Source organism: Pseudomonas sp. NPDC090592 (genome assembly GCF_044769185.1).
Lineage (GTDB): Bacteria > Pseudomonadota > Gammaproteobacteria > Pseudomonadales > Pseudomonadaceae > Aquipseudomonas.
The window spans coordinates 74,144-97,465 of sequence record NZ_JBIVXJ010000015.1 but is presented as its reverse complement, the minus strand read 5'-3'; the positions used below and the strand labels follow the sequence as shown (position 1 = coordinate 97,465).

At 63.6% G+C, this 23,322-nt stretch carries 19 protein-coding genes; 6 read left to right on the top strand and 13 right to left on the bottom strand.

Features of this window, described 5'->3' with window-relative positions:
- Nucleotides 1–25 precede the first annotated feature (25 nt).
- The 3 genes from ACIQUI_RS15615 to pmbA all read right to left on the bottom strand — a co-directional run bounded on the left by ACIQUI_RS15615 (nt 26) and on the right by pmbA (nt 3,384).
- Entirely contained in the window at nt 26–1,402 is a 1,377-nt protein-coding gene (locus tag ACIQUI_RS15615; protein ID WP_403200058.1) for a class II fumarate hydratase, read from the bottom strand.
- A complete protein-coding gene (locus ACIQUI_RS15610) occupies nt 1,395–1,796 on the bottom strand; it encodes a FagA protein (RefSeq protein ID WP_391124583.1) in 402 nt (133 codons plus the stop codon). Before ACIQUI_RS15610 ends, ACIQUI_RS15615 begins: the two co-directional genes overlap by 8 nt.
- Before the next feature lie 241 nt (nt 1,797–2,037).
- Nucleotides 2,038–3,384 (bottom strand): metalloprotease PmbA, encoded by a 1,347-nt coding sequence (gene pmbA / locus ACIQUI_RS15605; RefSeq protein WP_403200054.1) that lies wholly within the window; start codon nt 3,382–3,384, stop codon nt 2,038–2,040.
- Between the two features lie 251 nt (nt 3,385–3,635).
- Here pmbA and yjgA point away from each other — a divergent pair, with 251 nt between their 5' ends.
- Entirely contained in the window at nt 3,636–4,157 is a 522-nt protein-coding gene (gene yjgA, locus ACIQUI_RS15600; protein WP_016713148.1) for a ribosome biogenesis factor YjgA, read from the top strand.
- Between the two features lie 129 nt (nt 4,158–4,286).
- On the opposite strand, the gene tldD is transcribed toward yjgA, so the two are convergent.
- The 8 genes from tldD to mreB form a co-directional block, all read right to left on the bottom strand.
- Complete coding sequence (gene tldD / locus ACIQUI_RS15595; protein ID WP_403200053.1) at nt 4,287–5,726, bottom strand: metalloprotease TldD; 1,440 nt, start codon at nt 5,724–5,726, stop codon at nt 4,287–4,289.
- Between the two features lie 2 nt (nt 5,727–5,728).
- Nucleotides 5,729–6,580, bottom strand: coding sequence for a carbon-nitrogen hydrolase family protein (locus ACIQUI_RS15590; RefSeq protein WP_403200050.1), 852 nt, complete (start codon nt 6,578–6,580; stop codon nt 5,729–5,731).
- Nucleotides 6,581–6,594: 14 nt separating this feature from the next.
- Nucleotides 6,595–10,416: a YhdP family protein gene (locus tag ACIQUI_RS15585; protein WP_403200047.1), complete on the bottom strand. Its 3,822-nt coding sequence runs from the start codon at nt 10,414–10,416 to the stop codon at nt 6,595–6,597.
- Between the two features lie 88 nt (nt 10,417–10,504).
- Complete coding sequence (gene rng, locus ACIQUI_RS15580) at nt 10,505–11,962, bottom strand: ribonuclease G (protein ID WP_403200045.1); 1,458 nt, start codon at nt 11,960–11,962, stop codon at nt 10,505–10,507.
- Nucleotides 11,963–12,016: 54 nt separating this feature from the next.
- Nucleotides 12,017–12,748 (bottom strand): Maf family protein, encoded by a 732-nt coding sequence (locus ACIQUI_RS15575; protein WP_403200042.1) that lies wholly within the window; start codon nt 12,746–12,748, stop codon nt 12,017–12,019.
- A 33-nt stretch (nt 12,749–12,781) separates the two neighbouring features.
- A complete protein-coding gene (gene mreD, locus ACIQUI_RS15570; RefSeq protein WP_015269051.1) occupies nt 12,782–13,270 on the bottom strand; it encodes a rod shape-determining protein MreD in 489 nt (162 codons plus the stop codon).
- Nucleotides 13,270–14,262 (bottom strand): rod shape-determining protein MreC, encoded by a 993-nt coding sequence (gene mreC / locus ACIQUI_RS15565; RefSeq protein WP_403200039.1) that lies wholly within the window; start codon nt 14,260–14,262, stop codon nt 13,270–13,272. Before mreC ends, mreD begins: the two co-directional genes overlap by 1 nt.
- Before the next feature lie 226 nt (nt 14,263–14,488).
- On the bottom strand, nt 14,489–15,526 hold the full coding sequence (gene mreB / locus ACIQUI_RS15560; RefSeq protein WP_003255163.1) for a rod shape-determining protein MreB: 1,038 nt from the start codon (nt 15,524–15,526) through the stop codon (nt 14,489–14,491).
- 205 nt (nt 15,527–15,731) lie between these two features.
- Between mreB and gatC the strand changes: the two genes are divergently transcribed.
- From gatC to ACIQUI_RS15535, 5 genes are all read left to right on the top strand, one after another.
- A complete protein-coding gene (gene gatC, locus ACIQUI_RS15555; protein WP_391124560.1) occupies nt 15,732–16,019 on the top strand; it encodes an Asp-tRNA(Asn)/Glu-tRNA(Gln) amidotransferase subunit GatC in 288 nt (95 codons plus the stop codon).
- Between the two features lie 15 nt (nt 16,020–16,034).
- The gene (gatA, locus tag ACIQUI_RS15550; protein WP_403200036.1) at nt 16,035–17,486 is read left to right on the top strand and encodes an Asp-tRNA(Asn)/Glu-tRNA(Gln) amidotransferase subunit GatA; all 1,452 of its coding nucleotides are present in this window, start codon (nt 16,035–16,037) and stop codon (nt 17,484–17,486) included.
- 11 nt (nt 17,487–17,497) lie between these two features.
- Nucleotides 17,498–18,943 (top strand): Asp-tRNA(Asn)/Glu-tRNA(Gln) amidotransferase subunit GatB, encoded by a 1,446-nt coding sequence (gatB, locus tag ACIQUI_RS15545; protein ID WP_403200035.1) that lies wholly within the window; start codon nt 17,498–17,500, stop codon nt 18,941–18,943.
- Nucleotides 18,944–19,086: 143 nt separating this feature from the next.
- Complete coding sequence (locus ACIQUI_RS15540; protein WP_403200032.1) at nt 19,087–19,461, top strand: septal ring lytic transglycosylase RlpA family protein; 375 nt, start codon at nt 19,087–19,089, stop codon at nt 19,459–19,461.
- Between the two features lie 60 nt (nt 19,462–19,521).
- The gene (locus tag ACIQUI_RS15535) at nt 19,522–20,565 is read left to right on the top strand and encodes a calcium/sodium antiporter (protein WP_403200192.1); all 1,044 of its coding nucleotides are present in this window, start codon (nt 19,522–19,524) and stop codon (nt 20,563–20,565) included.
- A 319-nt stretch (nt 20,566–20,884) separates the two neighbouring features.
- On the opposite strand, the gene ACIQUI_RS15530 is transcribed toward ACIQUI_RS15535, so the two are convergent.
- Together ACIQUI_RS15530 and ACIQUI_RS15525 are read right to left on the bottom strand one after the other, a co-directional pair.
- Nucleotides 20,885–22,246: an amino acid permease gene (locus ACIQUI_RS15530; protein WP_403200030.1), complete on the bottom strand. Its 1,362-nt coding sequence runs from the start codon at nt 22,244–22,246 to the stop codon at nt 20,885–20,887.
- A 56-nt stretch (nt 22,247–22,302) separates the two neighbouring features.
- On the bottom strand, nt 22,303–23,244 hold the full coding sequence (locus ACIQUI_RS15525) for an AEC family transporter (protein ID WP_403200027.1): 942 nt from the start codon (nt 23,242–23,244) through the stop codon (nt 22,303–22,305).
- Nucleotides 23,245–23,322 lie beyond the last annotated feature (78 nt).

Genomic DNA, 23,322 nt, shown 5'->3' with positions numbered 1-23,322 from the left:
TTGTCTCCTGGGCGGTGACGCCGTGTCAGATACCGCCAGCGGTGAGTTTTTCCGGGTCCAGCAGCGCTTGAAGCTGGTCACGCGACAGGTCGGTGTGCTCCAGCGCCACATCAATGATCGGGCGGCCCTGCTTGTAGGCGGTCTTGGCGATTTCAGCTGCCTTGAGGTAACCAATGATCGGGTTCAATGCAGTGACCAGGATCGGGTTACGCGCCAAGGCTTCCTTGAGCTTGCCCTCGTTGACCTTGAAGCTGGCGATGGCCTTGTCGGCCAGCAGGCGGCTGACGTTTGCCATCAGCTCGATGCTCTCCAGCAGGTTGCGGGCGATCACCGGCAGCATCACGTTCAGCTCGAAGTTGCCGGACTGGCCTGCAATGGCGATGGTCGCGTCGTTGCCGATCACCTGGGCAGCGACCATTGCAGTGGCCTCCGGGATTACCGGGTTGACCTTGCCGGGCATGATCGATGAGCCCGGTTGCAGGCCTTGCAGCTCGATTTCGCCCAGGCCGGCGAGCGGGCCAGAGTTCATCCAGCGCAGGTCGTTGGCGATCTTCATCAGCGCCACGGCGGTGGTCTTGAGCTGGCCTGACAGCGCCACGGCGGTGTCCTGCGAGCCGATCAGCGCGAACAGGTTCTGCCCCGGGGTGAACTCGACCTGGGTCAAGCCGCTGAGCTGGCGGGCGAATCCGGCCGCGAACTGTGGGTGGGCATTGATGCCGGTACCCACGGCCGTGCCGCCCTGGGCCAGCGCCTGCAGGCTCGGCAGGGTCGCCTCAATGTGCGCCTTGGCAGCGTTGATCTGCGCTGCCCAGCCATCCAGCACCTGGCTCATGCGCACCGGCATGGCATCCATCAGGTGGGTACGACCTGTCTTCACGTACTGGTGCACCTGCGCCGACTTGGTCTCGATCACCTGCACCAGGTGGTTCAATGCCGGCAGCAGTTGCTCGTGCAGAGCCAGAGCGGCGCTGACGTGGATGGTGGTCGGGATGATGTCATTGCTGCTCTGGCCGCAATTGACATGGTCGTTGGCGTTCACCGCGTCACCCAGCACACGGCTTGCCAGGGTTGCAATCACCTCGTTGGCGTTCATGTTCGAGCTGGTGCCGGAGCCGGTCTGGAACACATCCACCGGGAAGTGCTGGACGAAATCCTCGGCCAGCAGTTGCTCCACCGCCTTGACGATGGCCTGGCCCTGCGCGGCAGACAGTTGCTCCAGCTCGACGTTGGCCTTGGCCGCAGCCGCCTTGGCCAGCAGCAGCGCACGGATGAACTGGGCCGGCATGCGCTGGCCGCTGACCGGGAAGTTGTCGACCGCGCGCTGGGTCTGGGCACCGTACAGGGCCTGGGCCGGCACCTGAAGTTCACCCATGCTGTCACGCTCGATACGGGTATCACTCATCATCAAATCCTTGCATCAGTTCATCGGGAGAAATCGACGGCAGCAGCCGGCAATTGGCCAACTGCAGGGCGTAGGTCTGCCAGCGCAGGTTTTGTTCCTGACGGTCAAGGTTGCGCAGGTCAAGCAGCGGGCGCCAGGCCTGGTCCAGGCACAGGCAGCGCCAATGCCAGGGCAGCATGCGGTCACAGGCGGTATCCAGCAGCAGGCGGAAAGAGGTCAGTGCCACCGTCCATGACGATGTCTCGGTGCAGCACACCAGGTAGCGGCCTTCGGCGAGGTAATGCTCGATCAGGCGCGGCTCGTCGGGTTCGAGCGCACAGCGGATGCGCCGGCTTAGCCAGCGCCAGTTTTCCAGGTAGGGCAGTTCGCGCAGGACAGGTTTCATGAACATCATCGCTGGGTTACTGGATAATGATATTCATTATTAAGTGATAAACAGAATCACTTCAAGAAAAAGGTGATGAAAGAAAAAACCCGGCGCATGGCCGGGTCTTGGTTCTCATTGAAAATTCTCTAGTGCCCGTGCCGGCCCTTTCGCGGGCTCGCCCGCTCCCACAGGGGCTGCACAGACTTCAAGCTTGCGCCGTACCTGTGGGAGCGGGCGAGCCCGCGAAGAGGCCGGTACAGGCCACAGATCAGCTACCAGCAACCGTCATCCGCTCGATCAGCACCGACCCTGTATGGATGTTGCTGCGGGTTTCAAGATCACTACCAATCGCCACAATTTGCTGGAACATGTCCTTCATATTGCCGGCAATGGTCACCTCCTGCACAGCATGCTGGATCTCGCCGTTTTCCACCCAGAACCCGGCCGCACCACGGGAGTAGTCACCCGTCACCATGTTCAGCCCATGCCCCATCAACTCGGTCACCAGCAGGCCGCGGCCCATGCGACGAATCAACGCGGCCTGGTCTTCCACACCGTGAGTGACGAACAGGTTGTGCACACCGCCGGAGTTGGCCGTGCTTGGCAAGCCCAGCTTACGCCCGGAATAGGTACCCAGCAGGTAGGAAACAAGCTCGCCTTTGTCGACGAACGGCTTGGCATAAGTGGCCAGGCCATCACCGTCGAAGGCGGCACTGCCCAGCGCCCGAGGAATGTGCGGGCGCTCGTCAAGGGTCAGCCAGGACGGGAACAGACGCTGGCCGATGGTGCCTTCAAGGAACGAGGACTTGCGGTAGAGGTTGCCGCCGGAAATAGCCGACAGGAAGCTGCCGAACAAGCCACCGGCCAGTTCGGCAGAAAACAACACCGGCACTTCGCACGTAGGCACCGGCCGAGCGCCAAGGCGGCTGGCTGCGCGCTGAGCAGCGCGAACGCCAATACTACGCGGGTCAGCCAGCAGGTTGCCTTGGCGGTTCACGTCATACCAGTAATCGCGCTGCATCTGCCCGTCGCCTTCGGCGATCATCACGCAACTCAGGCTGTGCCGGGTCGAAGCGTAACTGCCGATGAAGCCATGGCTGTTGCCATACACCCGGCAACCTTGATGGGTATTGAGGGTGGTGCCGTCGGCATTGAGGATGCGCGGGTCGGCATCGAACGCCGCAGCTTCGCAGGCCAGGGCCATCTCAATGGCCTTTTCCGGCTCGATATCCCAGTCGTGGTAGAGGTCCAGGTCCGGGATTTCGCGGGCCATCAACGCGGCGTCGGCCAAGCCGGAACATTCGTCCTCGGAGGTATGTTTGGCAATCGCCAGGGCTGCAGCGACGGTTTCGCGGATCGCGTCCGGGCCACTGGCCGACGTGCTGGCCGAACCTTTGCGCTGGCCTACATAAAGGGTGATACCAAAGCCTTGGTCGCGGTTGAACTCGACCGTTTCGACCTCATGCTGGCGTACCGTGGTGGACAGGCCCTGCTCCAGCGACACCGCCACTTCGCAGGCGCTGGCCCCTTGGCGCTTCGCCTCGGCGATGATTGCCTCGACCTGCTCCTGCAATGCTGGCAGATCCTTCGGACCTACGCTCTGGACTGCACTCATGGTTCTCTCCACTCAAATTCTGCGTTCGGCGAGGGTCATTCTACGACCGGGCCGGACAAGCGGCCCCCGACTGGTTATGATGGCGGCAATTTCTATGCCTTGTATGAAAAGTGCCTGCGCGACGCTCATGCTGCGTTGAAAACAGGCTCGGAATGCTCATTTACAATCAGTAAACTCCGCTTCCTCGCCTGTTTTCGCCTTGCCTGAGCGCCGCTCGGCGACTTTTCATACAACCCAAGCGGACTGCCACCATGGTTGATTCAAACGACGACGCCTTCGACGGCGAAAAAAGCAAAACCCAGATCAAGCGCGAACTGCATGCGCTGGTTGAACTTGGCGAGCGCCTGACCACGCTCAAGGCCGATACCCTGGCACGCCTGCCCTTGACCGACGAGCTGCGCAAGGCCCTGGCCGAAGCCAGCAAGCACACGGCTCATGGCGCCCGTAAACGCCACATGTCGTTCGTCGGCAAGCTGATGCGCGTGCAGGACCTGGATGCCATCCACGCCCTGCTCGAACAGATGGACAGCTCCACTCGCCAGTACAACGAGCGCTTCCACAACCTGGAACGCTGGCGCGATCGGCTGATCGACGGTAACGACGAGGATCTCGAGCGCTTCGTCAACGAGTACCCCGAAACCGATCGCCAGCAAATGCGTTCGCTGGTGCGCCATGCGCAACACGAAAAGGCGCGGAACAAGCCACCTGCCGCTGCGCGCAAGGTGTTCAAGTACATCCGCGACCTCGACGAGTTGCAGCGCGGGTTGCGCTGACAGACTGGGACCCTGTGGGAGCGGGCGCGCCCGCGAACACCGGCGAAGCCGGTGCCACGCACCGCGTCGCCTGCTTCGCGGGCATGTCGGAACGCCGCACCGCCGCTCCCACAACGGTCCCTAAGGCCATCACGCGCCGGTACCGCCCACGGTAATCGCATCCAGCTTCAAGGTAGGCTGCCCGACCCCGACCGGCACCGACTGCCCGTCCTTGCCACATGTCCCCACCCCGCTGTCCAGCGCCAGGTCGTTACCGACCATCGACACCCGGCTCATTGCCTCCGGACCATTGCCGATCAGGGTCGCGCCCTTCACCGGTGCGGTAATCTTGCCGTCTTCGATCAGGTAGGCCTCACTGGTCGAGAACACGAACTTGCCGCTGGTGATGTCCACCTGGCCACCACCAAGGTTGGCGCAGTAGATACCTTTCTTCACCGACGCGATGATTTCCTGCGGGTCGCTTTCGCCAGCGCGCATGTAAGTGTTGGTCATGCGCGGCATTGGCAGGTGCGCGTAGGATTCACGGCGGCCGTTGCCGGTCACCGCCATGCCCATCAGGCGCGCGTTCAGCTTGTCCTGCATGTAGCCCTTGAGCACGCCGTTCTCGATCAGCGTGGTGCATTCGGTCGGGGTGCCTTCGTCATCCACGCTCAGCGAGCCACGGCGGCCCTCGAGGGTGCCATCGTCAACGATGGTGCACAGGCTCGACGCCACTTTCTCGCCAATGCGGCCGCTGAACGCCGAACTGCCCTTGCGGTTGAAATCGCCTTCCAGGCCATGGCCGACAGCCTCGTGCAGCAACACGCCCGACCAGCCCGAGCCCAGTACCACTGGCAAGGTGCCAGCGGGTGCCGGGATAGCTTCGAGGTTGACCAGCGCCTGGCGCAGCGCCTCGCGGGCATAGCCCATCACCCGCTCTTCAGTGAAGAAGCGGTAGTCGGTACGCCCACCACCGCCCTGCCCGCCGCGCTCGCGACGGCCGTTGTGTTCGACGATGACGCTGACATTGAAACGCACCAGCGGGCGCACGTCGGCGGCAAGGCTGCCATCGGCCGCTGCGATCAGGATGCGCTCCCAGACCCCGGCCATGCTCACGCTGACTTGCTGGATACGCGGATCCAGGGCCCGGGTCGCAGCATCGACACGCTTGAGCAGCTCCACCTTTTCGGCACGGCTGAGTACATCCAGCGGGTTGTCTGGCGCATACAGGGCGGTCACGTCCTGGCTACGGAAGGCTTGTACCGTGCCGTTCTGCCCGGCTCGGGAAATCGAACGGGCGGCACGGGCCGCAGAGGTCAGCGCCTCAAGGTTGATTGCATTGCTGTAGGCGAAGCCGGTCTTTTCACCGGACTGGGCACGTACACCCACGCCCTGGTCCAGGTTGAAGCTGCCCTCTTTGACAATACCGTCTTCCAGCGCCCAGGTTTCCGATATCTGGCCCTGAAAATACAGGTCGGCGGCGTCGATGCCGGGGCCGGCCAACTCACCCAGCACGCTCTGCAGGCTGTCCAGGGTCAAGCCGCCTGGGGCCAGGAGCTGCTCGCTGACGGTGGATAACATCTGGCTCATAGTCACTCCGAGGTGTGCGCAGGCCGCAACGCGCCCTGCGAGAAAAAGCGCCGGTGCGATGCCACCGGCATGCGCGCCCGAATGGACGCTTGTTCTTCAATGTCGCGCTCGGCAATCAATACCGCTTCGCCTTGCGCCTGTTCTGCGACGATACGCCCCCAAGGGTCGACGATCGCCGCATGGCCATGGGTTTCCCGTGGGCCTGGGTGGGTGCCGCCCTGCGCCGCAGCCAGCAGGTAGCACTGTGTTTCGATGGCGCGGGCACGTACCAGCACCTCCCAATGCGCCGCGCCGGTCACCGCCGTGAAGGCAGCGGGTGCAGTGATCAGCTCGGCGCCGGCAGCGCGCAGTTCGCTGTACAGCTCGGGGAAGCGCAAGTCGTAGCACACGCTCAACCCCAGCCGCCCCACTGGCGTATCCGCCACCACCACCTGGGCGCCGTGGGCGTAGTCGTCCGATTCACGGTACCGGCCGCGATTGTCGGCAACGTCCACGTCGAACAGGTGCAGCTTGTCATAGCGTGCCGCCACCTCGCCGTGCTCGTCGATCAGCAGCGAGCAGGCATGCGCCTTGGCCTCGGGCTGGCCGACCGGTGGCAAGGGCAAAGTACCGGCGACTATCCATAACTTGAGGTCGCGGGCGGTCCGTTTCAACCATGGCAGGATCGGCCCTTCACCCAAGGCTTCGGCACGGCCTATGGCGGCGGCGTCCTTGCGTCCCATGGCGGCAAAGTTTTCCGGTAGCACCGCCAGCCGCGCCCCGCCCAGTGCAGCCTGCTGCAACAGGGCACCGGCACGCTGCAGGTTGGCCAGCACATCGTCCTGGCTGACCATCTGGATTACCGCTGCCTTCATGGGCGCTCCTGGCACTATTTATCGAAAGGTTTCACAAAGGTGATTCTAGGCTCTTTCCACGGGCCTTCGACACGGTAGTGCACACTGGCAAAGCGCGACACACGGTCACCGATCAACCGGTCGACGAGGAACAACGCCCCGCCTACTGCTGGCGCGCCAACGATCAGCGCGGCCAGCGGCAGGTTGTTGGTCACCGGCAGGCTGACCTGCAGATTGGCGTTGACCTGGTCACGGACCATGTCCAGCGTGCCCTCCAGCTCGAAGCTGCTCGACGGGCCGGTCATGGTGATGGGTTCGCGGGTCACGTAGACGCCATTGCTGGCCACCAGCAGCCCTTTGACCCGGTCATAGGCCAGGCCCTTGTCGAACAGGTCGGAGAAGTCCAGGCGCAGCCGCCGGCCAATCGAGTTGAAGTTGAGCAGGCCGAATACCCGCAACGCCTGAGCGCTGCCCTCGACCTCGACAAACTGGCCGGTGCGTAACGCCGCGTCCATGCTGCCCGAGAAGCGCGTCAGGCTCACCGCGGCCGGCGAACCTGGCCAGCGGCCGTCCACGTCCAGGCGGAAGTCACGGCTGGTCACGGTCGGGGCAAAGCCCCAGGCCTTGAGGACATCGGCAAGGTTCTTGCCGTCCAGGCGCCCTTTGTACCAACTGCTGGTCTTGCCCGTTTCGCCCTCCCAGCCACCGCCACCGTCAATGCGCAGGCCCTTGAAGTCGAGGTCGATATCGCTGGCAGCAACACCACGGGCGGTTGGCCGCAGCTTGATCGAGGCACTGCCGAACAGGTCGTCACCGCGGTATAGCTTGTCGATGCTCATGTCCAGTGCCGGGACCTTGCGCGGGTCGAAGGAAGCCAGTGGATCAGGGCCGTCCTCAGCCCGCTCCTCGGCCTGCTTTTCAGCCGGACTGGGCGCTGGCAGGCGCAGGGTCTGCATGCGCACGACCATTGGCGCGCCCTTGGCATCTGGCACCCGGGCATTGCCGATGACTTCCTTGCTGTCCAGGCGCAGGTCCCAGGCCGGGCCGCCTCGGGCCAGCCGCACCACAGCCTGGTTCAGGTCCATGCCAAAGGCTTTCAACTGGCCGATGCTCAGGTCAACGCTCTGCAGGTTCTGCCGTGCACTGCCGCCTGGGTCGTTACCGCCCAGGCGCGCCGCCTGTTCCTGCCATGGGCCAAGGTCCAGCGTGTCCAGGCGCCCACGTACCCTCAGGCCCTGGCCGGCTGGCACCTGAGCGTCCCCTGTACCCAGCAGCAATTCGCCACGCCCCTGCAGCAACTTGTCGGCCGGTGCAGCGTAGGCAAAGCGCGCCAGGTCGCTGTAGCCAGCATCGAAACGCCGCTCCGGCCCCTGCAGGCTCATGCTGAAACGGCTGTCGCGAGTGTCTGCCGCCGCCTTGCCGAACGGCGCCGGCAAATCGATGGCCAGGCCCTTGAGGCTGGAGCTGACACTCAGGCGGTTGTCACGGCTACCCAGGCTCAGCTGCAACTGGTAGGGCAGGTCACCGGAAGCCGGCAAGGCCTGGTTGAACTGCAGCCACTCGGTCAAGGCCTTGAGTGATACCTGGCCATTGGCCTCGATGCGGGTCTGCATCTGCCCAGGCTGGCCTTCGGCAGTTATCTGCGCCGTGACCGGCTTGCCAAAGGCCTGCAGGCTGATGCCTTTGCCGCTCAGGCCCTTGTCGAAATCGAAGCTGAAGTCACCCTTCAGGCGGCTCAACTCAAGGCTCGGCGGGGCAACCTTCAAGCGCGCATCATGGGTGGCGAAGTCCACCTGTACTTTCGGCCGCTGCCCATGTTCCAGCGGGATATCGAGCTTGACCTTGCCCTTCAGCGGCCCCTCGCCCTCCCAGCCGGCGAAGATCTCACCGGTGCCAATTGGCGCCTCCTTGAGAATCTTCAGCCCATCACCCAGGCTGCCGTCGAAATCGCCATCGAGGAACAGGTGGCTGTGCTGGCCCTCGTCGACATGCGGGATGTCGACCTTCACATCGCTGACCTTGGTGTCCAGCAGCACGCCGCGCTGGGCCTTGATGCGCACGCCACTGTCCTCGATGAACACATCGCCGTCCACATGCTGTACCTGCGGCCAGCCAGGCTGGAAGTCCAGCGCAGCGTCATGCACCTTGAAGAACAGGCTGATGCTGCGCGCCTCCGGTGCAGCGCCATGGTTAAGAGAGCCCTGGTACTGGAAGTAGCCTTCGTCCACCGCGCCTTTGACAATGGCGCTGCGCAGCCACTCGTCGAGGGCCGGGCTAAGCACTTCGGGCAGGTACTTGGCGGTGTAGCGACCATCGCCGTCGGTCAGGCCGACGCGCAGGTCCATGTAGTCCTCGCGGCCTTCCTCGAACAACAGGCGGATCAGGAAGTCACCCGCGATCTTGCCCTCTTCGCCCAGCACCTTGAGGTAAGACGCAACCAGGGTGAAACCCTCCTTGTCCAGTGCCCAGGTCAGCCGTGCATTGGCCTTCTGGTAATGCCACGGTTTGGCGAAGATCGGGTACAGGTGCAGCATGAACGCATCGGTATCCAGGCGCAGCTCGCCGTGGCCCAGATCGCCACTGATGCTGCCGCTGACGTTACCGGCCGCAGGGGCATTGTGATAGGCATCGAAACCGACCTTTTCCAGGTTGGCTTCGAACTGCAGGCGCTGGTCACCTTCAGCCTTGGGGCGGGCCTCCAGCCGCACATTGCGCAGTGCACCCGTCACCTTGAGGCCATCGACCACGGCCATGACCTTGTCGGGCAACGGTGCCAGGGCGTCGATCAACGGGGTCAGCGGCGTCAGGTTGAGCCGATCGGCCTGCACCTTCCAGCTTTCATCGGCGGCGCTCTCGCCAGCGCGCTGCTGCACCTGCAGGTGCGATTCCCAGCGGGTCTTGCCGATGTCCATGGCCAGGGAATCGACCACAACATCGAAACCATGCTCGCGGCGCTGGAACCAGGCGCCCAGGGCCAGGTTGTTCAGGGTGGCGGCCTTGCGCCCACTGTAGGCGCCCTTCAGTTCAGGCGCATTGAGCCGGACCACGGCCTGCTGCAGCTGACCCTTGCCCCAGTCGACCCAGAACTCACCGCCGGCGCGCAACGCTTCGGCATGCCATTGCCCCAGCAAAGCGGGCGGCAACCAGTGCGACCAGTCACTTTGCGGCAGGCTCAGGTAGGCCTCGACCTGGCCATCACGCCAGGCCTTGGCCGATATGCGACTGCGCAGGTTCAGCGCCAAGGGCTGGCCATCAGGCAAGGTCGCCCGCAAGTCCAAAGCCTGGCGCGAGGCACCGGCCTTCAAGCCGGCACTCACATAAGTCAGGGTCAGCGGGTCGCGCTGCCAGGGGTGCAAAGTGACCTGGCTGTCGAACACATCAACCCGGCCTAGCTGGCGCAGGCGCTGCAGCAGGTCGGCAGGGTCCGGCGGCGTGTCGTCCTTTTTCGGCAGCCCTTCAAGGTTCCAGGCGCCCTGCTCGTTCTCACGCAGAATCAGTTGCAGGCCGCCCAGCTGAATGCGCGCCAGGCGCACTTCACGGGCGGTAAGGCTGGCCCAGACATCGGGAACCACCATGACCTCGTCAAGGCGCAGCGCCGTGGCACCCTCGCCCAACTGCAGGTCGCGCACCCGCAGCACCGGCGCCAGCCCGCTCCAGTGCCCTTCCAGCGCACCGACATGCACGGGCAGGCCCAGCGCCTGCTCGGCCTTGCTCTCTACGTCGGCACGGTACTCGGCGACCAGCGGCGCCAGTTCGCGGCCAAGGCTGACATACAGCGCCACCAGTACCGCCAACAGGGCACATATGCCCAGCCCCCAGCGGGTCAAGGCGACAAGAACGCGGGTCAGACGTCCCATGGCCGTGGCCCTCCAAGTCGTTTATCCATGATGGCCCGTCGCGCAGGTTTTGCCAGCGCGACGATGCAGCAGCGTGTTTCAGAAGGCCTCAGAGCAGCACCACGTCGTATTGTTCCTGCGAATACATCGACTCGACCTGGAAGCGAATGGTTCGCCCGATGAAGGCCTCCAGCTCCGCCACGTTGCCCGACTCTTCATCCAGCAGGCGGTCGACCACCTTCTGGTTGGCCAGCACACGGTAGCCCTCGGCCTGATAGGCACGCGCCTCGCGCAGGATCTCGCGGAAGATCTCGTAGCAGATGGTCTCGGGGGTTTTCAGCTTGCCGCGGCCCTGGCATGCCAGGCAGGGCTCGCACAGCACCTGCTCCAGGCTTTCGCGGGTGCGCTTGCGGGTCATCTGCACCAGGCCCAGTTCGGTGATGCCGATGATGTTGGTCTTGGCGTGATCGCGCTCCAGCTGTTTTTCCAGGGTACGCAGCACCTGGCGCTGGTGCTCTTCATCTTCCATGTCGATGAAGTCGATGATGATGATGCCGCCGATATTGCGCAGGCGCAGTTGCCGGGCGATGGCGGTGGCAGCCTCGAGGTTGGTCTTGAAGATGGTCTCTTCCAGGTTGCGATGGCCGACGAAAGCACCGGTGTTCACGTCGATGGTGGTCATGGCTTCGGCCGGGTCGACCACCAGGTAGCCGCCGGACTTGAGCGGCACCTTGCGTTCCAGGGCACGCTGGATCTCGTCTTCGACGCCGTACAGGTCAAAAATCGGACGCTCGCCAGGGTAGTGTTCGAGGCGGTCGGCGATTTCCGGCATCAGTTCGCCGACGAACTGCGTGGTCTTCTGGAAGGTTTCCCGCGAGTCGATGCGGATCTTCTCGATTTTCGGGTTGACCAGGTCACGCAGGGTACGCAGGGCCAGGCCAAGGTCCTCGTAGATGACCGTGGGCGCGCCGCACGTCTTGATCTGGGTGCCGATCTGCTCCCACAGGCGGCGCAGGTAGCGAATGTCCTGCAGGATCTCTTCAGCACGTGCGCCCTCGGCGGCAGTGCGCAAAATGAAACCGCCGGCATCCTTGATGTTTTCGCTTTCCATGCAGTCGCTGACCACCTGCTTGAGGCGATCACGCTCGGCTTCGTCTTCGATCTTCAGCGAAATACCGACATGGCTGCTGCGCGGCATGTACACCAGGTAGCGCGAAGGAATCGATAACTGGGTGGTCAGGCGTGCACCTTTGGAGCCGATCGGGTCCTTGGTCACCTGCACCACCAGCGCCTGGCCTTCGTGCACCAGTGCAGTGATGTTCTCTACCGCCGAGCCTTCACGCTGGGAGATTTCCGAAGCATGGATGAACGCCGCACGCTCCAGGCCGATGTCGACGAAGGCCGCCTGCATGCCCGGCAGCACGCGCACCACCTTGCCCTTGTAGATATTGCCAACGATGCCCCGCCGCTGGGTGCGCTCGACGTGCACCTCCTGCAGTACCCCGTTTTCCACCACCGCCACACGTGATTCCATCGGGGTGATGTTGATCAGGATCTCTTCACTCATGGCAGGCTCTCGTCAAAGGTCTCTTGTAATGATGGATGGCGTACGCACTGCTGGCTACTGCGGGTTTGTTACCTCTGGCGTAGGCATGGTCAGCTGCCAGCAGGCAACGCCGAACTGGCCGAGCAGATCGGCCGTTTCACTGAGGGGCAAACCCACCACTGCCGAGTAGCTGCCGGACAGGCCTGTGACGAACACCGCGCCCAGGCCCTGGATGGCGTAGCCACCCGCCTTGTCCGCCGGTTCGCCGCTGGCCCAGTAGCGCTGGGCTTCTTCGTCGCTGATCAGGCGAAAGCCAACCTTGCTGGTAACGCACAGGCTTTGCGTGCGCAGCCCATCGGTGAGCGCGACCGCAGTCAGTACCTGATGCTCGCGGCCTGACAGGTCGGCCAGCATGGCCAGGGCATCTTCGCGGTTTTGCGGCTTGCCGAGAATACGACCATCGAGCACCACGGCGGTGTCTGCGCCGAGTACTACAGCTCGTTCTCCCGGGGCCGCAAGGCGGCCCTTCGCGGGCACGCCCGCTCCCACAGGGACCGCGCTGCTTTCAAGATCATGACCGGACCTGTGGGAGCGGGCGTGCCCGCGAAGGGCCTGCACCGGATCTGTCAGGCTGGCCAGGCCTGCGGCAGCCTTGGCCCGGGCCAGGCGTTCGACGTAAGCCGGCGCGCTTTCGCCGGGCAGCGGGGTTTCATCGATGGGGGCGCTGACGACGCTGAACGGCACGCCGATCTGGGTCAGCAGTTCACGACGGCGGGGCGAGCCGGAGGCCAGGTAAAGCGGGTTCATGCAGACATCTCCCTGTCAGTGTCGGCATCGCCGTCAGTTGATATGCAAGCGTCGGCGCAGGTCGCGCAGGGCGAAGCTGATCCACGGCCAGAGCAAGGCACTGATGACCGCCGACCAGACCAGCGCCAACGTGGGCAGGCGGTTGCCGGTCAGGGCGCTGAGCCACAACTGGATCAACTGGGCGATGCCGAAGATCACCAGGATCACCAGGCTCTGCTGCCACATGGGGAACATGCGCAGGCGCTGTTGCAGCGACAGCACCAGGAATGTGATCAGGGTAAGGATCAGCGCGTTCTGCCCCAGCAGGGTGCCGTACAGCACGTCTTCGGCCAGGCCCAGCACGAACGCCGTGGTCATGCCGACCTTGTTCGGCACGGCCAGGGTCCAGAAGGACACCAGCAAGGCTAGCCACATGGGCCGGAACACTTCCATGAACTGCGGCATGGGCGAGACGCTGAGCAGCAGGCCGATGGCGAAAGTCAGCCAGATGACCCAGCCGTTGTTGCGGCGTGAAGCAGCCATCATTGTCTCCGGGTTTGAGCGGGTGCAGCGGGCGCTGCAGCTGGCGTGACAGGTGCAGCCGCCGGGGCTGCGGGCTGTGCGGCCGGAGCTGTCGGCGCTGGCGTTGTGGCCGGTACGACAGGCGCAGAGCCGGCTGGCGTGCCCTGCTCGCCTGGGCTTGTGACCGCGCCACCCTTGCGGTCAGCCTCTTCCTGGGCGATGGCGGCGTCGGTAGCGCGCTGCTCCGGGGTACGCCGGTCGCTGAACACCAGCAGCATGTAGCGGCTGCGGTTGAGCGCTGCGGTGGGGATGGCACGCACGATGGCGAACGGCTGGCCGGAGTCGTGGATCACCTCATTGACCGTGGCCACCGGGTAGCCGGCCGGGAAGCGCTGGCCCATACCGGAGCTGACCAACAGGTCGCCTTCCTTGATGTCGGCGGTGTCGGCCACATGCCGCAGCTCCAGGCGCTCGGGGTTACCGGTGCCACTGGCGATGGCACGCAGGCCGTTGCGGTTGACCTGCACCGGAATGCTGTGGGTAGTGTCGGTCAGCAACAGCACCCGCGAGGTGTAGGGCATCAACTCGACCACCTGGCCCATCAGGCCACGCGCATCGAGCACCGGCTGGCCGAGGAACACGCCATCACGCTCACCCTTGTTGATCAGGATGCGGTGGGTGAACGGGTTGGGGTCGACACCGATCAGTTCGGCTACTTCGACCTTTTCGTTGACCAGCGCCGAAGAGTTCAGCAACTCGCGCAGGCGCACGTTCTGCTCGGTCAGGGCAGCCAGCTTCTGCAAACGCCCCTGCAGCAGCAGGGCTTCGGTCTTGAGCTTTTCGTTTTCGGCGATCAGTTCGTTGCGGCTGCCGAACTGGCCGGCAACGCCTTGCCACGCGCGCTGCGGCAAGTCGGTGATCCAGTACGACTCCATCAGTACCACGCCCATCTGGCTGCGCACAGGCTTGAGCACGTCGAAGCGCGCGTCGACAACCATCAACGCGACCGACATCACCACCAGTACGAGCAGGCGAACGCCCAGTGAAGGGCCCTTGGAGAAAAGCGGTTTAATGGGCCGTTCCTCGTGGACGACTCAGGAGGTCATTGGACATGGGACAACGCACCAGCCTGGTTGCGGGTTGACGGATACGGCGCCCTGAACGGGCGCCAGCCCAGCACATACAGGTAGCACTGTGCGTACTACCTGTAAACCGGGCGCTCGTGAGCAGCGAGTGGGATCACTCGCTGGAGAGCAGGTCCATCGCGTGCTTGTCCATCATCTCCAGGGCGCGACCGCCGCCACGGGCGACACAGGTCAGCGGGTCCTCGGCGACGATCACTGGCAGGCCGGTTTCCTGGGCCAGCAGCTTGTCGAGGTCACGCAGCAGCGCACCACCACCGGTCAGCACCAGGCCACGCTCGGCGATGTCCGAAGCCAGCTCGGGCGGCGACTGCTCCAGGGCGCTCTTGACCGCCTGGACGATGGTCGCCAGCGATTCCTGCAACGCTTCGAGCACTTCATTGGAGTTCAGGGTGAAGGCGCGCGGTACGCCCTCGGCCAGGTTACGGCCACGCACGTCGACTTCGCGCACTTCGCCGCCCGGGTAGGCGGTACCGATTTCCTGCTTGATGCGCTCGGCGGTGGATTCGCCGATCAGGCTGCCGTAGTTACGGCGCACGTAGGTGACGATGGCTTCGTCGAAACGGTCGCCGCCAACGCGGACGGATTCGGCATAGACCACGCCGTTCAGCGAGATCAGGGCGATTTCAGTGGTACCGCCACCGATATCGACGACCATCGAGCCGCGGGCCTCTTCGACCGGCAGGCCGGCACCAATGGCAGCGGCCATCGGCTCTTCGATCAGGAACACTTCACGGGCACCGGCACCCAGGGCCGACTCGCGAATGGCGCGGCGCTCTACCTGGGTCGACTTGCACGGCACGCAGATCAGCACACGCGGGCTTGGCTGCAGGAAGCTGTTCTCGTGAACCTTGTTGATAAAATATTGCAACATTTTTTCGCAGACGCTGAAGTCGGCGATGACGCCGTCCTTCATCGGACGAATGGCAGCAATGTTGCCGGGCGTACGGCCCAGCATGCGTTTGGCTTCGGTACCGACGGCGACGACGCTTTTCTGATTGCCATGGGTACGGATGGCAACAACCGAGGGCTCATTCAGGACGATACCGCGCTCACGCACGTAAATAAGGGTGTTGGCAGTACCCAGGTCGATGGAGAGATCGCTGGAAAACATGCCACGCAGTTTCTTGAACATGGGAAAGTGACCCTGGGGAAAGCGTGGGTAAAAAAGTGCGGCAAACTCTAACAATGGCAGGGATTTTGGGCAAGGAGCCAATATGTTAAATTGGCTGTTTTTCCGAGCATGCCAGCCGATGATCGCGGCCGTTGGACCGCCAGAAAGCTGACATGTTCCTCATCGCGGACCCAAATTCCGTTCTTTGTTTCCCTTGGAGATCCCCATGGCGCTTGAACGCTGCGACGTGGAAAAGATCGCCCATCTGGCCCGTCTGGGGCTGAATGATGGCGAACTGCCACGCATTACCGACGCCCTGAACAGCATCCTCGGCCTGGTCGACCAGATGCAAGCGGTCGACACCACCGGCATCGAGCCCCTGGCCCACCCGCTGGAGGCCAGCCAGCGCCTGCGTCCCGACCAGGTCACCGAACACAACCAGCGCGATGCCTACCAGGCTATCGCGCCGTCGACCGAAAGTGGTCTGTACCTGGTTCCTAAAGTCATCGAGTAAGGGATAGAGCCTGCCATGCATCAATTGACCCTGGCCGAGATCGCCCGCGGACTCGCCGACAAGTCGTTTTCCTCCGAAGAGCTGACCGGCGCCCTGCTGGCGCGCATCAAGCAGCTCGACCCGCAGATCAACAGCTTCATCAGCGTCACCGAAGACCTGGCCCTGGGCCAGGCACGTGCCGCCGACGCCCGCCGCGCCGCTGGCGAAACCGGCGCGCTGCTGGGTGCGCCGATCGCCCACAAGGACCTGTTCTGCACCAACGGCGTACGCACCAGCTGCGGCTCGAAGATGCTCGACAACTTCAAGGCACCGTATGACGCCACCGTGGTCGCCAAGCTGGCCGAAGCCGGCATGGTCACCCTGGGCAAGACCAACATGGACGAGTTCGCCATGGGTTCGGCCAACGAATCCAGCCACTACGGCGCGGTGAAGAACCCGTGGAACCTCGAACACGTCCCGGGCGGCTCGTCGGGCGGTTCGGCCGCTGCGGTGGCCGCGCGCCTGCTGCCGGCCACCACCGGCACCGACACCGGCGGTTCGATCCGCCAGCCGGCGGCACTGACCAACCTCACCGGCCTGAAACCGACGTACGGTCGTGTTTCGCGCTGGGGCATGATTGCCTACGCCTCCAGCCTCGACCAGGGCGGCCCGCTGGCCCGCACTGCCGAAGACTGCGCCCTGCTGCTGCAAGGCATGGCCGGCTTTGATGCCAAGGATTCCACCAGCATCGAAGAGCCAGTGCCGGATTACAGCGCCAACCTCAATGGTTCGCTGCAGGGCCTGCGCATCGGCCTGCCGAAGGAGTACTTCGGTGCCGGCCTCGACCCACGCATCGTCGACCTGGTCCAGGCCAGCGTCAAGGAGCTGGAAAAGCTCGGTGCCGTGGTCAAGGAAATCAGCCTGCCGAACATGCAGCACGCCATCCCGGCCTACTACGTGATCGCCCCGGCTGAAGCCTCTTCCAACCTGTCGCGCTTCGACGGCGTGCGCTTCGGCTACCGCTGCGACGCGCCGAAAGACCTCACCGACCTGTACAAGCGTTCCCGCGGCGAAGGCTTCGGCGCTGAAGTGCAGCGCCGCATCATGGTCGGCACCTACGCCCTGTCGGCCGGCTACTACGACGCCTACTACGTGAAGGCGCAGCAAATCCGTCGCCTGATCAAGAACGACTTCATGGCCGCCTTCAACGACGTCGACCTGATCCTCGGCCCAACCACGCCAAACCCGGCCTGGAAACTGGGCGCCAAGAGCAGCGACCCGGTCGCAGCCTATCTGGAAGACGTCTACACCATCACCGCCAACCTGGCGGGCCTGCCGGGCCTGTCGATGCCAGCCGGCTTCGTCGACGGCCTGCCGGTCGGCGTGCAGCTGCTGGCGCCGTACTTCCAGGAAGGCCGCCTGCTCAACGTCGCGCACCGCTATCAGCAAGTGACCGACTGGCACACCCGCGCCCCCAACGGCTTCTGAGGAATTCACACATGCAATGGGAAGTTGTGATCGGGCTGGAAATCCACACTCAGCTCGCCACCCAGTCGAAGATTTTCTCCGGCAGCGCCACCACCTTTGGCTCCGAGCCGAACACCCAGGCCAGCCTGGTTGACCTGGGCATGCCCGGCGTACTGCCGGTGCTGAACCAGGAAGCCGTGCGCATGGCATGCATGTTCGGCCTGGCCATCGATGCCGAGATCGGCAAGCGCAACGTGTTCGCGCGCAAGAACTACTTCTACCCGGACCTGCCCAAGGGTTACCAGATCAGCCAGATGGACCTGCCAATCGTCGGCAAGGGCCACCTGGACATCGCCCTGGAAGACGGCACCATCAAGCGCATCGGGGTCACCCGCGCGCACCTGGAAGAAGACGCCGGCAAAAGCCTGCACGAAGACTTCAGCGGCTCTACCGGCATCGACCTGAACCGTGCCGGTACCCCGCTGCTGGAAATCGTTTCCGAGCCTGACATGCGCAGCGCCAAGGAGGCCGTAGCCTACGTCAAGGCGATCCATGCGCTGGTGCGTTACCTGGGCATCTGCGACGGCAACATGGCCGAAGGCTCGCTGCGTTGCGACTGCAACGTGTCGATCCGCCCGAAAGGCCAGGCCGAGTTCGGCACCCGCTGCGAGATCAAGAACGTCAACTCGTTCCGCTTCATCGAGCGCGCGATCAACAGCGAAATCCAGCGCCAGATCGACCTGATTGAAGACGGCGGCAAGGTGGTGCAGGAAACCCGCCTGTACGACCCGAACAAGGACGAGACCCGCTCCATGCGCAGCAAGGAGGAAGCCAACGACTACCGTTACTTCCCCGACCCGGACCTGCTGCCGGTGGTGATCGAGGACAGCTTCCTCGAAACCGTGCGCGCCGGCCTGCCAGAGCTGCCGCCACAGAAGGTCGAGCGCTTCCAGAGCCAGTACGGCCTGTCGGCCTACGATGCCAACGTGCTGGCTTCCAGCCGCGAACAGGCGGACTACTTCGAAGAAGTGGTGAAGATCGGCGGCGACGCCAAGCTGGCCGCCAACTGGGTCATGGTCGAGCTGGGCAGCCTGCTGAACAAGCTGGGCATCGAAATCGACCAGGCGCCAGTCAGCGCTGCGCAACTGGGTGGCATGCTGCTGCGCATCCGCGACAACACCATCAGCGGCAAGATCGCCAAGACCGTGTTCGAGGCCATGGCTGCCGGTGAAGGTGATGCCGACAGCATCATCGACAGCAAAGGTCTGAAGCAGGTTACCGACACGGGTGCGATCGACAAGATGCTCGACGAAATGCTGGCGGCCAATGCCGAGCAGGTGGAACAGTACCGTGCGGCTGATGAGGCCAAGCGCGGCAAGATGTTCGGCTTCTTCGTCGGCCAGGCAATGAAGGCCTCCAAAGGCAAGGCCAACCCGGGGCAGGTGAACCAATTGCTCAAGGCCAAGCTCGAAGGGTGATTGTTTTACCCTTGTAGTCCTGCGAGGGCTTTGCCCTCGTTCGCGGGCATGCCCGCTCCCACAGCTACAGCGCCGCTTCCAAAGGTGGCGATATACCTGTGGGAGCGGGCGTGCCCGCGAATGGCCACACCGGAGCATTTGAATTGCTAAAACGATCCCTGAGCACCCTGGCCCTCTTCTCTTTCCTGGCCGGCTGCGCCAGCCACGACATCGACCCGCGTGGTTACGACCAGACGGGCACTGCCTCCTATTACGGTTCACGCCACCACGGTAAACGCACCGCCAGCGGCGAACCCTTCAACCAGCACGGCCTTACCGCCGCCCACCGCAGCCTGCCCTTCGGCACCCGCGTTCTGGTCACCAACATGGCCAACCAACGCAGCGTGGTGGTACGCATCAACGACCGCGGCCCGCATACCCGCGGCCGGCTCATCGACCTGTCTCGCGCCGCCGCAGAAAAAATCGGCATGCTCCGTAGCGGAACGGCACGCGTGCGAGTACAAGGGCTTAGCGACTGACGCGACAGGAGTTCGACCATTTTCGACCTGGCCACCCTTCCCACCTTCAGCCTTCTGCAACTGGGCCTCGCCCTGCTGTTGCTGGTCGGCGGCGCCGAATTGCTGGTGCGCGCCGCGCTGCGCCTGGCTCAGCGCCTTCATGTACGCCCTCTGATCATCGGCCTGAGCCTGGTGGCCTTCGGCAGTACCGCGCCACAACTCACCGTCAGCCTGCAAGCGGCCTACCAGGGCGCGCCGGATGTGGCCGTGGGCAGCGTGATTGGCAGCAACATCTTCAACGTTTTGGTCATTCTCGGCCTTGCCGCGCTCATCATTCCCCTGCGCGTATCGCGTCAGCTGGTACGCCTGGACATTCCGCTGATGATCGTCGCCAGCGGCCTGGTCTATGCGCTGGCTGCCAACGGCCAGCTGGGCAGGGGCGAAGGGCTGTTGCTGCTGCTTGGCCTTGCCGGTTACCTGGCGATGCTTTGGCACCAGTCGCGTCACTACGCGCGTACCTACCCTGCCCCGGATGCGGCAAAAACCAGTGCCGGGCGTTTCTGGTGCGGTACGCTGTTGCAAGTGCTGGCCGGGTTTGGCCTGCTGAGCCTGGCGGGCCACCTGCTGCTGGAGGCTGCCGTCGAGGTTGCCACCGACCTTGGTTTGTCCGAGCGCATCGTTGGCCTGACTGTCGTCGCCATCTGTACCTCTTTGCCAGAGCTCGCCGCCGCGCTCATCGCCGCCTTGCGCGGCGAACGGGAAATTGCCGTGGGTACGGTGATCGGCAGCAACCTGTTCAACTTGCTGGGGGTGCTGGGCCTGACTGCTCTGATCACCCCCGAGCCGCTTTCGATCTCGCCCAATGCGCTGTCTTTCGACCTGCCCGTAATGCTAGGCGTTGCCGCGCTGAGCCTGCCGGTGTTCTATTCCGGGTATCGCATCACCCGTGCCGAAGGCCTGGTGTTCCTGTGCCTGTACGTGGCTTACGGCCTGCACGTAGCGGCGTTCACCATGGGCTTGCCGCTGGCCGGCCGGCTGGAGAAGTTGATGCTGTTTTATGTACTGCCGGTGCTTGGCATGGTGTTGCTGTATACCACTGTGCGGGCCTGGCGGCGGCAGCATTGAGTTGCGTCAGGGCCACAAGGCGCATGCCTTCAGCCTTGCATCGCCTGTGAGATCGAGCGCCGCCCGCGCGGCGCTTCGCGGGACAAGCCCGCTCCCACATTTGTTGCAACGTGGCCATGTCTGTGAGGGCATGGTTGTCAGCCTTGTTGGCATGACTGGATTTCGAGGTGGGCATTGTTGCCGCCTCACCTGTCTCAAGACCTGCACCAAGGCAGACAACCATGGCCTGACAGGTTTGGTACGTTGCAACAAATGTGGGAGCGGGCTTGTCCCGCGAAGCGCCGCGCGGGCGGCGCTCGATCTCACAGGCAATGCAAATCTACCGCCGAGCCTGGCGAGCCTTTTTCAGCTTGAAGGCCACCCACAGCACAGCAATCCACGCCGGGATCAGCATCACCGAGATGCGAATCGGCGGGGTCAGGTACATCACCACCAGAATCAGCACGATGAACGCCAGGCACAGGTAGTTGGTCAGCGGATGCCCCAGGCTCTTGTAGAACGGGATGATCCCGGCTGCCAGCTTGGCCTTGCGGAACTTCAGGTGGGTAATGCTGATGCTTGCCCAGTTGATCACCAGCGCCGACACCGCCAGGGCCATGAGCAGGCCAAAGGCCTCACCCGGCATCAGGTAGTTGATCACCACGCACAGGCCGGTCGCGAACGCCGAAACACCCAACGCCGTCAGCGGCACGCCGCTGCGGCTCACCTTCAGCAACTGACGCGGCGCATCACCCTGGCTGGCCAGGCCGAACAGCATGCGGCTGTTGGCGTACACACAGCTGTTGTACACCGACAGCGCAGCGGTCAGCACCACGATGTTGAGAATGGTCGCTACAAGGTCGCTGTCCAGCTCGTGGAAAATCATCACGAACGGGCTGCCGCCCTGCACCACCTTCTGCCACGGGTACAGCGACAACAGCACCGCCAGCGCGCCGATGTAGAAGATCAGGATGCGGTACACCACCTGGTTGGTGGCCTTGGGGATGCTCTGCCGTGGGTTGTCGGCCTCGGCGGCAGTGATGCCTACCAGCTCCAGGCCACCGAACGAGAACATGATCACCGCCAGCGCCATCACCAGGCCGGTGACTCCATTAGGGAAGAAGCCGCCGTACTGCCACAGGTTGGCAACGCTGGCATCCGGGCCGCCATGGCCACTGCTCAGCAGCCAGGCGCCAAAGCCGATCATGCTGACGATAGCCACCACCTTGACCAGGGCGAACCAGAACTCCATCTCGCCATAGACCTTCACCTGGGTCAGGTTGATCAGGTTGATGACCACGAAGAAGATCGCCGCCGTGGCCCAGGTCGGGAACTCCGGCCACCAGTACTGCACGTAGATGCCTACCGCCGTGAGCTCGGCCATGCCGACCAGTACGTACACGACCCAGTAGTTCCAGCCTGAGACAAAACCGGCAAACTCGCTCCAGTACTGGTGGGCAAAGTGGCTGAAGCTGCCGGCAACCGGCTCTTCGACCACCATTTCGCCCAGCTGGCGCATGATCAGGAAGGCCATCAGGCCGGCAATGGCATAACCCAGCAGAACGGAAGGGCCGGCCAGCTGGATGGTCTGGGCGATGCCCAGGAACAACCCGGTACCGATGGCCCCGCCCAGCGCGATCAGCTGGATATGGCGATTCTTCAGCCCGCGCTGTAACCGCTCGGGCGTGCTCTGGTCTTGCATGAAGTGTCCTTTAGCTCAGTGAGGCTGTGTTTTTTGTGTTGTTTGCAGTCAAGGATCTAGATCCATCCGCCCCACTGCAAGATGAAAATGCCGATGTTGGTGGTGATCGCCGCCATCAAGGTGGTGATCACGATGATCGATGCAGCCAACTCGTGGTTGCCGTTGGCCGCCCGCGCCATCACGTAGCTGGCCGCTGCGGTCGGGCTACCGATGTACAGGAACAGGATGCCCAGCTCGGCCCCTCGGAAGCCGCACAGCCACGCACCCAAGGTACCCAGCAGCGGTAGCCAGACCATCTTCACCAGGCTGGCATCGATCGCCAGCCGGCCACTGTCGCGCAGCGCCGCCAGCGACAGGGTGCCACCGATGCAGATCAGCGCCAGCGGCAGGGTCATCTGCGCCAGGTAGTCGCCCGAGGTCAGCAACCAGTTGGGCAGCGGCACCTGGCCGTAGGCCATCGGGGTGGCTACCAGCACGCTGATGATCAGCGGGTTGCTGAAGATGCTCTTGCAGATGCTCCACGGGTCGGACTTGAGGTCCGGGCTATACACCGCCAGTACCACTGCCGACAGCGAGTTGTACATGAGGATGACCAGGCCAGCGAGTACCGCCCCCAGGGAAATACCATAGTCACCGTACAGGCTGGCGGCCAGGGCCAGGCCGATTACGCCGTTGTTGCCGCGGAACGCGCCTTGGGTATAGATACCCCGCTCTTCCAGCGGGCTGCGCCAGATGGCCAACCCCCAGGCAATGGCGAAGCCGACCAGGGTAGCGACGATGAAGTAGAGGATGACACCAGGCTTTACTGCCGACGCCAGGTCGGCGTGGTAGATGCCGAGGAACAACAGCGCGGGCATGCACACGTTGAACACCAGCTGCGAGGCGACGCGGTTGAAATTGTCGTCGATCAGGTGGATGCGTTTGAGCAGTACGCCCATGAACAACATGGCGAAGACCGGTGCCGTGATGTTCAGCGTCTGGATAAGAAGGGCGAGCATGCGCAAGCGATCCTGGAAGGGGTTGCCGTTAGGGGGCTAATGATACGCCAACGGCTGGGATTTGCGGGGATCGAGCGT